Source organism: Micromonospora sp. NPDC005215 (assembly GCF_040607915.1).
In the GTDB taxonomy this organism is placed as follows: domain Bacteria; phylum Actinomycetota; class Actinomycetes; order Mycobacteriales; family Micromonosporaceae; genus Micromonospora.
Map to the genome: position 1 here is coordinate 15,683 of NZ_JBEXHQ010000014.1, position 14,436 is coordinate 30,118.

At 70.5% G+C, this 14,436-nt stretch carries 12 protein-coding genes; 5 read left to right on the forward strand and 7 right to left on the reverse strand.

Features of this window, described 5'->3' with window-relative positions; all coding sequences use genetic code 11:
- Positions 1-118: 118 nt before the first annotated feature.
- The 5 genes from ABZU25_RS13335 to ABZU25_RS13355 all read right to left on the reverse strand — a co-directional run bounded on the left by ABZU25_RS13335 (position 119) and on the right by ABZU25_RS13355 (position 6,741).
- On the reverse strand, positions 119-1,006 hold the full coding sequence (locus ABZU25_RS13335; protein WP_355029588.1) for a carbohydrate ABC transporter permease: 888 nt from the start codon (positions 1,004-1,006) through the stop codon (positions 119-121).
- An 11-nt stretch (positions 1,007-1,017) separates the two neighbouring features.
- A complete protein-coding gene (locus tag ABZU25_RS13340; protein WP_355029589.1) occupies positions 1,018-1,974 on the reverse strand; it encodes a sugar ABC transporter permease in 957 nt (318 codons plus the stop codon).
- 87 nt (positions 1,975-2,061) lie between these two features.
- On the reverse strand, positions 2,062-3,441 hold the full coding sequence (locus ABZU25_RS13345) for an extracellular solute-binding protein (protein ID WP_355029590.1): 1,380 nt from the start codon (positions 3,439-3,441) through the stop codon (positions 2,062-2,064).
- A gap of 359 nt (positions 3,442-3,800) precedes the next feature.
- Positions 3,801-4,805 carry a LacI family DNA-binding transcriptional regulator gene (locus tag ABZU25_RS13350; RefSeq protein WP_355029591.1) on the reverse strand — a complete coding sequence of 335 codons (1,005 nt, stop codon included), beginning with the start codon at positions 4,803-4,805 and terminating at the stop codon, positions 3,801-3,803.
- A 460-nt stretch (positions 4,806-5,265) separates the two neighbouring features.
- Positions 5,266-6,741, reverse strand: coding sequence for an FAD-dependent oxidoreductase (locus tag ABZU25_RS13355; RefSeq protein ID WP_355029592.1), 1,476 nt, complete (start codon positions 6,739-6,741; stop codon positions 5,266-5,268).
- A 79-nt stretch (positions 6,742-6,820) separates the two neighbouring features.
- Here ABZU25_RS13355 and ABZU25_RS13360 point away from each other — a divergent pair, with 79 nt between their 5' ends.
- Positions 6,821-7,897 (forward strand): serine hydrolase domain-containing protein, encoded by a 1,077-nt coding sequence (locus tag ABZU25_RS13360; protein WP_355029593.1) that lies wholly within the window; start codon positions 6,821-6,823, stop codon positions 7,895-7,897.
- Here ABZU25_RS13360 and ABZU25_RS13365 read toward each other — a convergent pair whose 3' ends face one another.
- Together ABZU25_RS13365 and ABZU25_RS13370 are read right to left on the reverse strand one after the other, a co-directional pair.
- Positions 7,898-9,223: a deoxyribodipyrimidine photo-lyase gene (locus ABZU25_RS13365; protein WP_355029594.1), complete on the reverse strand. Its 1,326-nt coding sequence runs from the start codon at positions 9,221-9,223 to the stop codon at positions 7,898-7,900.
- On the reverse strand, positions 9,220-10,143 hold the full coding sequence (locus ABZU25_RS13370) for a phytoene/squalene synthase family protein (RefSeq protein ID WP_355029595.1): 924 nt from the start codon (positions 10,141-10,143) through the stop codon (positions 9,220-9,222). The genes ABZU25_RS13365 and ABZU25_RS13370 overlap by 4 nt, the downstream gene beginning before the upstream one ends.
- Positions 10,144-10,208: 65 nt before the next feature.
- Here ABZU25_RS13370 and ABZU25_RS13375 point away from each other — a divergent pair, with 65 nt between their 5' ends.
- Genes ABZU25_RS13375 through ABZU25_RS13390 form a run of 4 tightly spaced genes read left to right on the forward strand, consistent with a single transcriptional unit; the run spans position 10,209 to position 14,412 of the window.
- Positions 10,209-11,351: a polyprenyl synthetase family protein gene (locus ABZU25_RS13375; protein WP_355029596.1), complete on the forward strand. Its 1,143-nt coding sequence runs from the start codon at positions 10,209-10,211 to the stop codon at positions 11,349-11,351.
- Between the two features lie 28 nt (positions 11,352-11,379).
- Entirely contained in the window at positions 11,380-12,861 is a 1,482-nt protein-coding gene (crtI, locus tag ABZU25_RS13380; protein WP_355029597.1) for a phytoene desaturase family protein, read from the forward strand.
- Positions 12,858-13,478 carry an isopentenyl-diphosphate Delta-isomerase gene (idi, locus tag ABZU25_RS13385; protein ID WP_355029598.1) on the forward strand — a complete coding sequence of 207 codons (621 nt, stop codon included), beginning with the start codon at positions 12,858-12,860 and terminating at the stop codon, positions 13,476-13,478. The genes crtI and idi overlap by 4 nt, the downstream gene beginning before the upstream one ends.
- Entirely contained in the window at positions 13,468-14,412 is a 945-nt protein-coding gene (locus tag ABZU25_RS13390; protein WP_355029691.1) for a MerR family transcriptional regulator, read from the forward strand. Before idi ends, ABZU25_RS13390 begins: the two co-directional genes overlap by 11 nt.
- The last annotated feature ends 24 nt before the right edge of the window (positions 14,413-14,436 follow it).

The following is a 14,436-nucleotide window of genomic DNA, read 5'->3' on the forward strand; positions in this document are numbered from 1 at the left end:
CTTCTGTCAGCTGTGGACACGAGCACCTGCTTTCTGCGTCAGTACGTCGGCGGATCCGCCGGAGGAAGATATGTCGGGCGAACGGTCGTTGTTCGCCGCGTGGGAGATGCGGTGGTGGTTATCCCTTGATGCTGCCCGTGGTCAGACCGGACATGATGTTCCGTTGGAAGATCAGGAAGATGATGACAGTCGGGATCGCGGCGATGACCGACGCGGCGATCACCACGTTCATCGGTGTGCCGCCGGCGAAGGTGTAGATGCCGACGCTCACCGTCCGGGTCTCGGGCGACGGCATGACCAGCTTCGGCCAGAGGAAGTCCTTCCAGACCGCCGTCACGGCGAAGATCGAGACGACGCCGAGGATGGGACGCGACAGCGGCAGGATGATCGACCAGAGCGTGCGCAGCGACGACGCCCCGTCCATGAGAGCCGCCGCCATCAGCTCCTCGGGGATCGAGTCGAAGAACCGCTTCAACAGGAAGATGTTGAACGCGTTCGCGACCATCGGCAGCCAGATCGCGAACGGCGAGTCGAGCAGGTTGAGGTGCAGGATCGGCAGGTCGAGCACCGTCACGTACTGCGGGACGATGAGGACCATCGCCGGGATCATCAGGGTCCCGAGCATCAGGGCGAGGATCGCGTTGCCGAAGATCGGCCGAAGCTTGGACAGCGAGTACGCCGCGGCGCTGTCGAAGACGAGTTGGAACAGCACCGCGCCGATCGCGTAGTAGAACGTGTTGAACAGCAGCTTGGCGAGGGCCAGGTTGTTCCACGCGTCGATGTAGTTCTGCGGCTGCGGATCCTTCGGGAACAGCGACGGTGGGGTCTGCGCGATCTCCTGGCCGGACTTGAGCGCGCCGGTGACCATCCAGTAGAGCGGTCCGAGGAACACGAGCGTGAACCCCGCCACCACGACGACCAGCAGCGTCCAGTAGATGACCTTGCCGCGCCCCCGGCTCAGCTGGGAGTGGGAGATGAGGGTCCGGGTTCCGGAATCCTGTGCCATTCCTCGCCGTCCTAGTCCTGTTTCGCAGTCAGCCGCACGTACACGGCGGAGAAGCCGGCCAGCACCACGAGCATGATCACGCCCAGGGCGGCGGCGCCGTTGAGGTCGTTCTGGAAGAACCCGTGCTGGTAGATGAGGTACGCCACCGAGGTCGCCGAGTCCTCCGCGCCCGCGCCGTTGGCGAGGATCAGGGGCTCGATGAAGAGCTGCATCGTGGCGACGATCTGCAACATCGCCAGGAGCGCGAGGATCAGCCGGGTCTGCGGGATCGTCACGTGGCGGATCCGCCGCCAGATCCCGGCACCGTCGAGCTCCGCCGCCTCGTACAGCTCGCCGGGGATGTTCTGCAACGACGCCAGGTAGATCAGCACCGCGCCGCCCATGTTCATCCAGGTCGACGCGACCACCATCGCCGGCATCGTCATCTCCGGCGACTGCATCCACTGCGAGGTGGGCAGGTGCAGTGCCTTGAGGATGGCGTTGAAGAGCCCGGCCTCGCTGGGGTCGTACGCGTAGAACTTGAACAGGAACAGCGCCGAGGCCGGCGGCAGCATCACCGGCAGGTAGACCAGGATCCGCAGGTACCCCTTGGCGTGCCGGAACTCGTTGAGCAGGATCGCCACGAAGAACGGCACCGCGTACCCGAGGACGAGCGCGAGCATCGTGAAGTAGAAGGTGTTCTGCCAGGCCGTCCAGAAGCTCGGGTCGGCGATGATGCGGGAGTAGTTGTCCCAACCCACCCAGGTGGTCTCGCCGCGCCGGGTCCGCTGGAAGCTCATCACGATGCCGCGGACCATCGGGTACCAGGAGAAGACGACGAAGCAGAGCACCGCGCCGATCAGGAACGCGTGCCCGGTGAGGTTGTCCCGTACCTTGCGGCCGAGGCTGGTGCGCTGCGGCCCCGCCGAGTACGGCGACGGCGGGCGGCCCGGTTTCCTGGGGGTCTCCGGGACGGTGGTGATCGCCAAGGCAACTCCTGGGTGAGTCGGTGACGTCGACGATGTGGTGCGGATGGTGTGGGGGCCGGGTCGGCGTCCCGGCCCCCACACGAACTGTCAGCTCTCTGCGGCGAGGAGCTGGTTGACCTTCTCCTCGGCGGTCTTGAGCAGCGCGTCGATGTTCGCGTTCGGGTTGGTCAGCACACCGGACATCGCAGCGTCGAGCACCGCGTAGACCGCCTGTGCGTTGCGCGGCTCACCCTTGATCGGCACCGGGGTGGCCTCGAAGAGCGCGAAGTTCGCAGTGTCGACGTTCGCGTTCGCCTTGCGCAGCTCCAGCTCCTGCTTCTGCGCCTCGCTGCCGTTGGCGAAGAGCAGCGGCTGGGGCAGACCCACCGGGTAGTTCTGCGGCTTGGCCCGGACGTAGTCGAACTGACCCTTGCCCGGCGTCAGCTTCTGGTACGCGATCCACTTCATGCCGGCCTTGACCTGCTCGGGGGTCAGGTCCTTCTTGAAGAAGTAGCCCTCGCCGCCACCGAGCGTCCCCTTTGCCGGGCCGTCCTGGCCGGGCAGCGGGCTCATCGCCCAGTCCTGGAACTTGCCCTGGAACTGGCTGACGATCGCCTGGGTGGCGTCCGGTGCGCCGATGAACATGCCGACCTTGCCCGCGCCGGCGTTCGTCAGCAGGTCGCCCCACTGCAGCAGCTGACGGGCGCCCATGCTGTTGTCGCCGTACCGCATGTCCTTGATGTTCTGCAGGACCTGCTTGCCCGTGGCGTTGTTGAAGTCGGCCTTCTTGCCGTCCTCGGTCAGCATGCGACCGCCCTGCGAGTACAGCAGGGAGGTGAAGTGCCAGCCACCGGTGTTGCCGGCGCTGTACTCCGAGTAGCCCGCGATGCCCTTGCCGAGTGCGGAGATCTTCTTGGCGGCGGCCCGGACGTCGGCCCAGGTCTTCGGCGGGTTGTTCACGTCGAGCCCAGCCTGCTGGAACAGGGCCTTGTTGTAGACCAGACCCATCGAGTAGTTCTTGACCGGCACGGCGTAGAGCTTGCCGCCGTCGGTGAAGACCCCCTTGAGCGCCGGGTCGACGCTGTCCCAGGTGGAGATGGTGTCCTTGTTGGCGTACTGGGTGATGTCCATCGCCTGGCCCGAGTCCAGCACCTGCTGAAGGTCGGTCATGTAGCCGTAGAACACGTCGGTCACGGTGCCGCCGGCGAGGCGGGCGGTGAAGTCCGGCGGGTTGTTGCACTGCTCCCCGACGCTGACGCTCTTGACGACGATGTCCGGGTTCTGCCGCTGGAACTCGGCGACGTCGTCGTTCCAGTTCTTCAACAGCTCTTTCTGGGCGCCGACCGGCTGGCAGTCGACAGTGATGGTGACCTTGCCGCCGGCGGTCGTGTCCTTGTCGTCGCTCTTCGTGGAGCACGCCGTGAGGCTGAGCCCCAGGCCGGCCACGAGCGCAACCGCCGCAGCCTTTCGATATTGCGGTACGGACATCTGTCCATCCCTTCGGGAACGGGTGACTCCAATGACCTTCGCTGATCTGCGGTGATACGACCTGACGCCCAGTAGCTGCGTCGGAGCCAGGTGTGAGTGGAGTCACTGTAGCGAGGAGGACTCATTTCGGCAAGGTATCGACCCTGTTCCGAAAGGACACGACGTGATTACGGCAGATGTTGGCAAGCCTGTGAAAGCAGCCGGATATGGCAGCCTTTGGCCCCTTATGAAGGGGCATTCGGACAGGTCGATGCTGCTCGCCGTGAGCAACGACGAAAACGGCCGCCGACCGCCTGGAGCGGTCGACGGCCGAAGCCTCGTCTGGAGCGGTCGTCAGCGACCGGGGGCGGGAGCGGTCGTCAGCGACCGGGGGCGGGAGCGGTCGAGCCGCGTACCACCAACTCGGGCTCGAACAGCAACTCGTCGTGCAGCACGCCGGCACCCTCGATCTGGGTGACAAGCAGGTCCACGGCAGCCTGCCCCATCGTCTCGATCGGCTGCCGCACCGTGGTCAACGGCGGGTCGGTGCACGTCATGAAAGCGGAGTCGTCGAAGCCCACCACCGACACGTCGGTCGGCACCGAACGCCCCAACCGCCGGGCCGCACGGATCGTGCCCAACGCCAGTACGTCGCTGGCGCAGATGATGCCGGTCACGCCGCGCTCGACCAGTTTCGTCGCGGCGACCCGCGCGCCCTCCATCGAGAAGCTGGACCGCTCCACACACTCGGTGTCGGCCTCGTCCCACCCTGCGGCCCGGATCATCGCGTCCAGCTTGCGCCGGGACGGCACGTGCCCCTCCGGGCCGAGCACCATCCCGATCCGTTCGTGCCCGAGTGAGCGCAGGTGCCCGTACGCCTGCTCGACCGCAACCGCGTCATCGGTGGAGACCCGCGGGAAGCCCAACTCGTCAACGCCCGCGTTGACCAGCACGACGGGAAGGCCCCGGTCGGTCAGTCGGCGGTAGTGGTCGTGTCGGGCGTCGGTGAGCGCGTACGAGCCACCAGCGAAGATCACCCCGGAGACCTGATGGTCGAGGAGCATCTCCACGTAGTCCATCTCGGACACCCCGCCGATGGTCCGGGCGCAGAGAGCCGGGGTGTAACCACGCTGGGCGAGAGTCCCGGTGACGACCTCGGCCAGCGCCGGGAAGATCGGGTTCTGCAACTCGGGCAACACCAGCCCGACCAGCCGGGCGCGTTCGCCACGCAGCTTGGTCGGCCGCTCGTAACCGAGCACGTCGAGCGCGGTCAGCACGGCGGTCCGGGTCGCCTCGGAAACCCCGTCACGGCCGTTGAGCACCCGGCTGACGGTGGCCTCGCTGACGCCGGCCTTCTTGGCAACTTCAGTCAACCGCTTGGTCACGGTCGCAATCGTACGTCACCAGAATGCAAGAAATGAACAGCAAAGTGCCCGACGTTTGCTGGCTAGCTGCCGCATTCTTCCCATCGACTACTAAACAGGCGCGTCCACTAGACCGCACGGTGGGCCTTCGCGGGAAAATCGGTCAGGTTGAACAGCCGCGTCACACACCAGCCCGCGCCGCACGCGCCGCCAGTGCCAGCCCTAGTGCCAGCCCTAGTGCCAGTGCCAGTGCCAGTGCCACCGCCAGTACCAGTGCCATCCCATGCACGGCGCCCAACACCAGCTCGTGCCGTTCTCCGGTCACGCCGAATGCCCGCTTGCCAAGATCCGAGCAACATCAGGGATGTTGGTGTCTCCTGCACGTCGGAGGCAGCAACATCCGGGAAGTTGCTCGGATCTTGAGCGCGGAGCGCAGGGCGTGGGGGCGCGGCGCAGGACGCGAAGGCACACGGCGCGGGCGTCAGGACAGGTCGTGCAACGCGGACTCGATGGCCCGGTGGAAGGTCGGGTAGGCGTAGATCATGTGGCGGAGCTGACTCAGCGGCACCGCCGCGTGCACCGCCACCACCAGTGCGGAGAGCACCTCGCCGCCGGCCGGGCCGACCGACGTCGCGCCGATCAGCACGCCCTGGTCGGCGTCCGCTACGAGCTTGATGAAACCGTCGTCGCCGACCCGGTGGATCCAACCACGGGTCGAGCTGCCGAGCTTCGTGAAACCGACCTGCACGTTGATGCCCCGCTCGCGGGCCTGCCGCTCGGTGAGTCCGACCGCGCCCACCTCGGGATCGGTGAAGGTCACCCGGGGCAGCGCGCGGTAGTCGGCTCGCGGGACGGTGCCGGCCGACCCGCTCGACCCGCTGGCGGCCAGCGAGCTGGACGCCCCCATCGCGCCACCGACCACGCTGGAGGTGCCGCTGGCGTCCGCCCCCGCACTCGCCTGCCGGGCGCGGGCCAGGATGTCGGCGATCACGATCCCGGCCTGGTACATGGCGATGTGGGTGAAGGCGCCCTCGCCGGTCAGGTCGCCGACCGCCCAGACGTGGTCGGTGACGTGCAACCGGTCGTCGACCGGCAGGTAACGCTGGCCGGCGTCCATCCCGATCGTGTCCAACCCCAGCTCTTCCAGGTGGGCCTTGCGCCCGGTCACCACCAGCAGCCGGTCGGCGGTGAACTCCGCCCCGCCGCCACCGTGCAGGGTGAACCGGGTCCCGTCGTGCTCGACCCGCTCGGCGCGTACCCCGGTGTGGATCTCCACGCCGTCGGCGCGCAGCGCCGCGGCGGCGACGTCGGACGCCTCCGGCTCCTCGACGGCCAGCACCCGGTCGAGTGCCTCCACCACTGTGACCCGCACCCCGAAGCGGGCGAAGACCTGGGCCAGTTCCAGGCCGATCGCGCCGCCGCCGAGCACCAGCAGCGACTCCGGCAGTTGGTCGGCCTCGATCGCCTGGTGGTTGGTCCAGTACGGGGTGTCGGCCAGGCCGTCGATCGGCGGCACCGACGGACGGGTGCCGGTGCCCAGCACGACCCCGTGCCGGGCCTGGAACACCTGGTCACCGACGCGGACCCGGCCTGGGCCGTCGAGGCGGCCACTGCCTCGCACGAGCCGGCCGCCGAGGCCCGTGAACCGGTCGGCGGCAACCGTGTCGTCCCAGGTGTCGGTGGCCTCCTCGCGGATCCGCCTGGCCACCGGCGCCCAGTCCGGCTGGACCTGCGCCGTCCCGGCCAGCCCGTCGACCCGGCGGGCCTCGGCGAGCGCGTTGGCGGCCCTGATCATCATCTTGCTGGGGATACAGCCCCAGTACGGGCACTCCCCACCGACCAGGTCCCGTTCGATGCCGACGACACTCAGGCCGGCCTCGGCGAGTCGCTCGGCGACCTCCTCGCCGCCGACTCCGAGCCCCACCACGACCACATCCACCAGCTCCGGCTCCGCCACCGGAACAGCATCCCCCAGCGACACCACCGCAACCAACGGGGTGGGCGAAAAGTCAGTCCGGGGCGCTTACCGTGGCGGGATGCACGCACGTTTCGCACCGGTCCGGGACTGTTTCCACGACCTGTTCGCCTCCGGCCGGGAGACCGGCGCCGGCCTGACCATCTGGTACGACGGACAGCCGGTCGTCGACCTGGTCGGCGGTTTCCGGACCGGCGCCGGACCCGACGGTGAACAGTGGCGGCCGGACACCCTGGCCAACGTCTACTCGGTCGGCAAGCCGGTGGCCGCGCTCTGTCTGCTGATGCTCGTCGACCGGGGAAGTGTCGACCTCGACTCGCCGGTCGAGCGGTACTGGCCGGAGTTCCGCACCCCCGCCACGGTGCGCCAGGTGTTGTCGCACACCGCCGGGCTGCCAGCCTTCCCGGTGCCCAGGCCCGCCACCGCGATCGCCGACTGGGCGCTGCTCGCCGGCGACCTGGCCGCCGCCGACCCCGAGTGGTCGCCCGGCTCGGTGGCCGGCGAGCACGCCTGGACGTACGGGCACCTGGTGGGTGAGCTGGTTCGCCGGGTCGACGGGCGGTCGGTGGGCCGGTTCCTGGCCGAGGAGGTCGCCGGTCCGTGGCGGCTCGACATCGGCTTCGGGCTGGCCGAGGCGGACCAGCGGCGCTGCGCCGAGATGCGCTACGGCGACCCGGGGTGGCCGGGTCGGAAGCTCGGCGAGCCCGGTTCACTGCGGGCACGCGCGATGGGTAACCCGGCCGGCGGGCTGGACCTCGCCGTGTTGAACAGCTCGCTCTGGCGGGGTGCCGAGATGCCGGCGGTCAACCTGCACGCCACCGCGGCCGGCCTGGCCCGGCTCTACACCGGCCTGCTGGCCGGTGGCGTCCTGGACGGCGTCCGGCTGGTCAGCCCGGAGTTGGTCACCGAGGCGACCCGGGTCCAGTACGACGGGCCGGACCTGCTGCTGGACCGCCAGGTCCGATGGACGCTGGGCATGCAGTGGGAGCCGGACGGCAGTTGGGGCATGGGCGGCCTCGGCGGCAGCAGCGCGTGGGCCGACCCGCGGCGCGGCTACACCTTCGCGTACGCCACCGCGCAGCTCGCCGAGCACGATCGGGTGGACGAGCTGGTCGAGGTGTTGCACTCCTGCCTCTGATCAGCGCAGCCAGACCGGGTCGGTGCCCGGTACCGAGAGCGGCGGCGGGTAGTCGAGCGTCTGGCGGAGGGCCTCGGGCAGCCGCCACGGTTGGTGGATGGCCTTGCCCTGCACGGTCGCCAGCTCCGGCACCCACCGACGCACGTAGTCGCCGGCCGGGTCGTACCGCTCGGCCTGCCGGACCGGGTTGAACCCCCGGTACGGCTTGGTGTCGTTGCCGGTGCCGGCGACCCACTGCCAGTTGCCGGAGTTGTTCGCCACGTCCCCGTCCAGCAGCCAGCGGAAGAACACCTTCACCCCCGCACGCCAGTCCTGCCCGAGGTGCTTGGTCAGGTAGCCGGCGGTGATCAACCGGGCCCGGTTGTGCATCCAGCCCTGCGCACGCAGCTGCCGCATCCCGGCGTCGACGATCGGCATCCCGGTCCGCCCCTCGGTCCAGGCCGCCAGCGCGTCGTCGTCGTAGCGCCACTGCTCGGTGGCGCCCCGCCGGTACGCCGAGGTCGAGATCTCCGGAAAGGCGGCGGTGACCTGGTAGTAGAAGTCCCGCCAGCAGAGCTGCCGGACGAACGGCCCGGACCGGTCCCCGGCGCGACCGGCCACCGCCAGCGGAGACACGCAGCCGAAGCGCAGGTACGGGCTGAGTCGGGAGGTGTCGTCGCCGGCCATGTCGTCGTGCTGGTCGCCGTAGCGGTCCAGGTCGGGCAGCCAGTCGGTGAGCCGCTGCCGGGCGACCCGTTCGCCGCCGACCGCCGCGTCCGGCGAGTCCCCGACCGGCGGCTTCGGCAGGCTGCCCACGCGCACCCCGTCGGGCAACGTCACGCGGCGTGGCGCGGCCAACTCCTCGCGCCACCGGTTGGCCGCCCAGGCCCGGTGGTAGGGGCTGAACACCCGGTAGTGGTCGCCTCCGCCACCGGGCCGTAACGCCCCGGGTTCGACAACTGTCAGCCCGGGGAACAGTCGCAGGTGCAGCCGGTGCCGCTCGCACTCGGCGCGCAGTCGCCGCTCCCGGCGGCGGGCGTAGTGGCTGACGTCGGCGGAGAGCGCGATCGCCGTGGCACCGACCTCGCCGGCCAGCCGGATCGTCTCGGTCACCGGGTCACCGTGTCGTACCACCAGGTCGCCGCCGCGCTCGCGCAGCTCGGCGCGCAGGTCGGCGAGGGCCTGGTGCAGGAACCGGGTGCGGTTGGCCGACCGGTCGGCCAGCTCCGGGTCGAGCACGTACAGCGGCACCACCCGGTCGAAGGCCGCGCAGGTGGTGGCCAGGGCCGGGTGGTCGTGCACCCGCAGGTCGCGGGTGAGGAGCACGATTCCGGTGCCTGCGCTCACCGGGTCTCCGGGTCGACCGTCGGCCCGGGGATGGCGACCGGCGTACCGGTCGAGGTGAGCAGAGCGCGTGCGGCCACCGCCATCCGTCGCCGCTGCGGCACGATGGCGCGCCGGGCGAAGACGTCGTAGTCGTACGCGGCGACCTCGTCGAGGATGCCGCCGTAGAGGGCGTACGCGGTGCGCATGCAGGCCTGCGAAGCCGACGCCAGCATGGTGATGCCCGGCGCTGCGGCCGCGTAGTGCGCCTGGGCGCGGGTCACCTCGTACTCGATCAGCTCACGGGTGCGGGGCGTGCCGCGGCCCCGGGCGCGGGCCTCGACCAGCTCGTCGCGGGTGACCCCGAACTTCGCCAGGTCCTCGTCCGGCAGGTAGGTGCGGCCCCGGTCGAGGTCCTCCGCGACGTCCCGGATGAAGTTGGTGAGTTGGAAGGCGAACCCGAGCTGCCGGGCCGGCTCCCGTGCCGCCGCCGGATCGGAGCTGCCCAGGATCGGCAGCATCATGGTGCCGATGACCGCCGCCGAGCCCTCCATGTAGTCGAGCAGATGGTCGTAGGTCGGGTACGCGGTGACGGTCAGATCCATCGCCATGCTCTTCAGAAACGACGCGAAGTCGTCAGGGTCGAGATCGAAGACGGCGATCGTGTGCAGCACGGCCGGCAGCAGCGGGTCGTCGACGGACGCGCCGCGCAGGCCAGCGAGGAACTGGCTGGCCCAGTCGTCGAGGCGGGCGGCCCGCTCGGCCGGCGGCAGATCCTCGGTGCGGTCGACGATCTCGTCCGCGTAGCGGGTGAACCCGTAGAGGGCGTGCACATGTCGCCGTTTCCAGGCGGGAAGCAGGCGGGTGGCGAGATAGTAGGTGCGGCCGTGACGTTTGTGCAGCTCACGGCACCGGTCATAGGCAGCGGTGAGATCAGTGTCCACCGGCCCTCCCTCAATTATCGACGCACCAATCGACGCAACTCGTAGCCTAGGGTACGCTCAGCCGCATGGCCAACGACGCAGTTGCGGGCAATGCGACTCGTGTGGCGGCGGCAGTGCCGGTCGACCGGGACGACCCGGTCCAGGCCGTTCTGGCCGCGTACACCCAGGAGCTGGTCACGGCGGTCGACGAGACCCTGACGGCCTTCCTCGCCGCCGAGGTCGACTCCCTCGCCGAGATCGACACCTCGATGGGGGCCTTCGCCGCCTCCGCGCGGGAGGCCGTCCTCGTCGGCGGCAAGCGGATCCGGCCGACGTTCGCCTACTGGGGTTGGCGCGGGGCGGTCGGCGGCGCGGAGTCCCTGTCGCCAGTGCTGCCCGCGCTGGCCGCGCTGGAGTTGCTGCACACCTTCGCCCTGGTGCACGACGACGTGATGGACGCCTCCACCACCCGTCGCGGCCGACCCACCGCACACGTCGCGCTCGCCGAACAGCACATCGAGGCCGGCCACCGCGGTGATCCCGGGCGGTTCGGCGAGGCCGTCGCCGTGCTCATCGGCGACCTCTGCATGGTCTGGGCCGATCAGTTGCTGGCCCACGCCACGGTGCCACCGGGCCGCCTGTTCGAGGTGCGCCGCTGCTACGACCAGATGCGGGTGGAGACGGTCGCCGGGCAGTATCTCGACGTGCTCGGCGAGAACGACCCGGCCAGCTGGTCTGTCGACCGGGCGCTGCGGGTGGCCCGCTACAAGACCGCCAGCTACACCGTCCAGCGACCACTGCTCTTCGGCGCCTGCCTGGCCGGGGTGCCCGCCGACGACCCACTGGTCTCCGCGTACACCCGCTACGGCCTGGCCGTCGGCGAGGCGTTCCAGCTCCGCGACGACCTGCTCGGCGTCTACGGCGATCCGGCCGCCACCGGCAAGCCGGCCGGCGACGACCTGCGCACCGGCAAGCCGACAGCGCTGCTCATGCTGGCTCGGGAGCTGGCCACGCCGGCCCAGCTGAGGGCGTTGGATCGGGCCGGCGACGAACCGGTCGACCGGCTCGCCGAACTGGTGGCCGAGACCGGCGCGGTGGCCCGGGTGGAACGGATGATCGCCGAGCGGGTGAGCGACGCGCTGGCCGCGCTCGACGCCGCACCCGTGGACCGGACGGCGCGGACCGCGCTGACCGGGCTGGCCACCGCCGCGACCAACCGGCGGGCCTGATGAGCGACTTTCTCGAGGAGGTGGTCACGTGCGGACGGTGACAGGACGGACGGACCGGGTGGTGGTCGTCGGGGCCGGCTTGGGCGGGCTCGCCTGCGCGCTGCACCTGGCGGGCAGCGGGCGACAGGTCACCGTGCTGGAGCGTGAGCCGGTGCCCGGCGGTCGAGCCGGCCGGCTCGCCGTGGACGGCTACGAGTTCGACACCGGCCCGACAGTGCTCACCATGCCCGACCTGATCGCCGAGGCGCTCGGCGCGGTCGGTGAGGAGCTGCACGACTGGCTCGACCTGACCCCGCTCGATCCCGCCTACCGGGCGTACTACCCGGACGGTTCGACACTGGACGTGCTCACCGACACCACTCGGATGGCCGCCGAGATCTCCCGGGTCTGCGGGCCGCGCGAGGCCGACGGTTACCTGCGCTTCGTCGACTACGCCCGCGAACTGTGGCGGCTGGAGCGGACCGACTTCATCGAGCGCAACCTGGACGCGCCGACCGACCTGATCACCGGCAACCTCCTCAAGCTGCTCGGCGGCGGGGCCTTCCGCCGCCTCCAGACGAAGATCAACCAATTCTTCCGCGACCCGCGTACCCAGCGGATCTTCTCCTTCCAGGCGATGTACGCCGGCCTCGCGCCGCACGACGCGCTCGCCATCTACGCGGTCATCGCGTACCTCGACTCGGTGGCCGGGGTCTACTTCCCGCGCGGTGGCATCCACGCGGTCTCCAAGGCCATGGCGGGCGCCGCGGAGAAGCACGGCGTGCAGATCCGGTACGACACGACGGTGACCCGGGTGGAGACGGCGCACGGCCGGGCCACCGGTGTGCTCACCGCCGACGGCGAGCTGGTGCAGGCGGACGTGGTGGTGCTCAACCCCGACCTACCTGTCGCCTACCGGGACCTGCTCCCCGCCGCTTCGCAGCGTCGCCTCACCTACTCCCCGTCCTGCGTCGTTCTGCACGTCGGGTCCCGACAGGGATATGCGAAGATCGCCCATCACAACATCCACTTCGGGCGCGCGTGGAAGGGCACCTTCGATGAGGTCATCCGGCGGGGGGAGTTGATGACCGACCCGTCGCTGTTGGTGACCAACCCGAGTCGGACCGACCCCACTGTGGCCCCACCGGACCGGCACAGCTACTACGTGCTCGCCCCGGTGCCCAACCTGCACCGGGCCCCGTTCGACTGGCGCGGCGACCTGACCCAGCGCTACAGCGACCAGCTGATCGGCACCCTGGAGGAACGCGGTTACGTCGGCTTCGGCGCCGGGGTCGAGGTGCTGCGGGCGATCACCCCCGCCGAGTGGGAAGAGCAGGGGATGGCCGCGGGCACCCCGTTCGCCGCCGCGCACACCCTCTTCCAGACCGGCCCGTTCCGCCCGTCGAACCTGCACCGCGACCTGCCGAACGTGGTCTTCGTCGGTTCCGGCACCCAGCCCGGGGTGGGCGTACCGATGGTGCTCATCTCCGGCAAGCTCGCCGCCGGCCGGATCAGTGGGGAAGGCCGATGAAAAGCCGCGAGGATCATCTCGTCGAGCTGGTCGACGAGACCGGCAAGGCCCACGGCACGTTGACCGTGGCGGCCGCGCACCAGCCTCCGGGGCAACTGCACCGGGCCTTCTCGGTGCTGCTGGTGGACCCGGACGGCCAGGTGCTGCTCCAACGCCGGGCCGCCGTCAAGACCCGGTTCCCGCTGCGCTGGGCCAACTCCTGCTGCGGCCACCCCCGGCCAGGCGAGTCACTCGCCGAGGCGGCCAACCGGCGGCTACGCGAGGAGTTGGGCGCGGGCCCGGTCGAGCTGACCGAGGTCGGCGTCTACGTCTACTACGCCGAGGACCCGGCCACCGGTCGGGTCGAATTCGAGTACGACCACGTGCTGCGGGGCGATTTCCTGCCCGCGGCTCCACTGCTGCCGGACCCGGACGAGGTCGCCGAGTTGCGGTGGGCTGACCCCGCCGCACTCGCAGCCGACCTGGATCTCGACCCTCGGTCGTACGCGCCCTGGCTGGGCGGGGTGATGAACCGGCTACTGCACCCCTTGGGCGCCGCGTCGGGCGCACCCGCTCCGGCCGTGACCCCGCCCGGATCGTCGGCGGATGACACGGCGGAGCGGTCGGGTGGTCGATGAGGCGCTGAGCGCGGGCGCTGTCGCACGCCGGCTGGGGGTCGCGGTGACGACCCTGCGCACCTGGCACCAGCGCTACGGGCTCGGGCCCAGCGAGCACATTCCCGGTCACCACCGCCGGTACACGCCCACCGACCTGGCCCGCCTCGAGATCATGCGACGACTCACCGCCGAGGGGGTGAGCCCCGCCGAGGCGGCCCGCTGGGCCCGCCAGGCACCGGACCCGATGCCCACCGAGACCGTCGCCCCCGGTCGGATCCACCGACCGGGCCGGGATGGCGGCGGAACCATCCCGGTGGGCCGCGCCGGACCAGCAGCCCGTGGGTTGGCCCGCGCCGCCGTGCGGCTGGACGCGGCGGTGATCAGCGAGACGATCGCGCACGCCCTGGCCGCTGGCGGGGTCGTCGCCACCTGGGAGGGGCTGCTCCGCCCGGTCCTCGCCGGCATCGGCGAACGCCACGCCGCCACCGCCGGCCTGATCGAGGTGGAACACCTGGTGTCCCGCTGCGTCTCGGAGGCGCTCGCGGCGGCCAGTCGGGCCAAGGTTCCCACCGGGCCGGCCCGCATCCTGCTCTCCTGCGCCGACGAGGAGCAGCACACCCTGCCGCTGGAGGCGTTGGCCGCCGCTCTCGCGGAGGCCGGGGTCAGCTACCGGACGCTCGGCGCCCGGGTGCCGGTCGCCGCCCTCCTGGAGGCGGTCAACCGGACCGGACCGGCCGCTGTGGTGCTCTGGTCGCACACCCGGGCCACCGCCGACCCGGGCCAGCTCAGCGCGCTGCTGGCAGCACCCCGCCGCCCGTTGTTGGTGCTCGCCGCCGGCCCCGGCTGGCGAGCCGACACGCTGCCGGCGGGGGTGGTGCGGCCGATCGACCTGGCCGAGGCCGTCTCGCTCGCCGTCGCGGTCCGTGACTCGCTGGACCAGTCGAGGCGTGACTGACCGCACTGTCGCCTCAATTGCGGC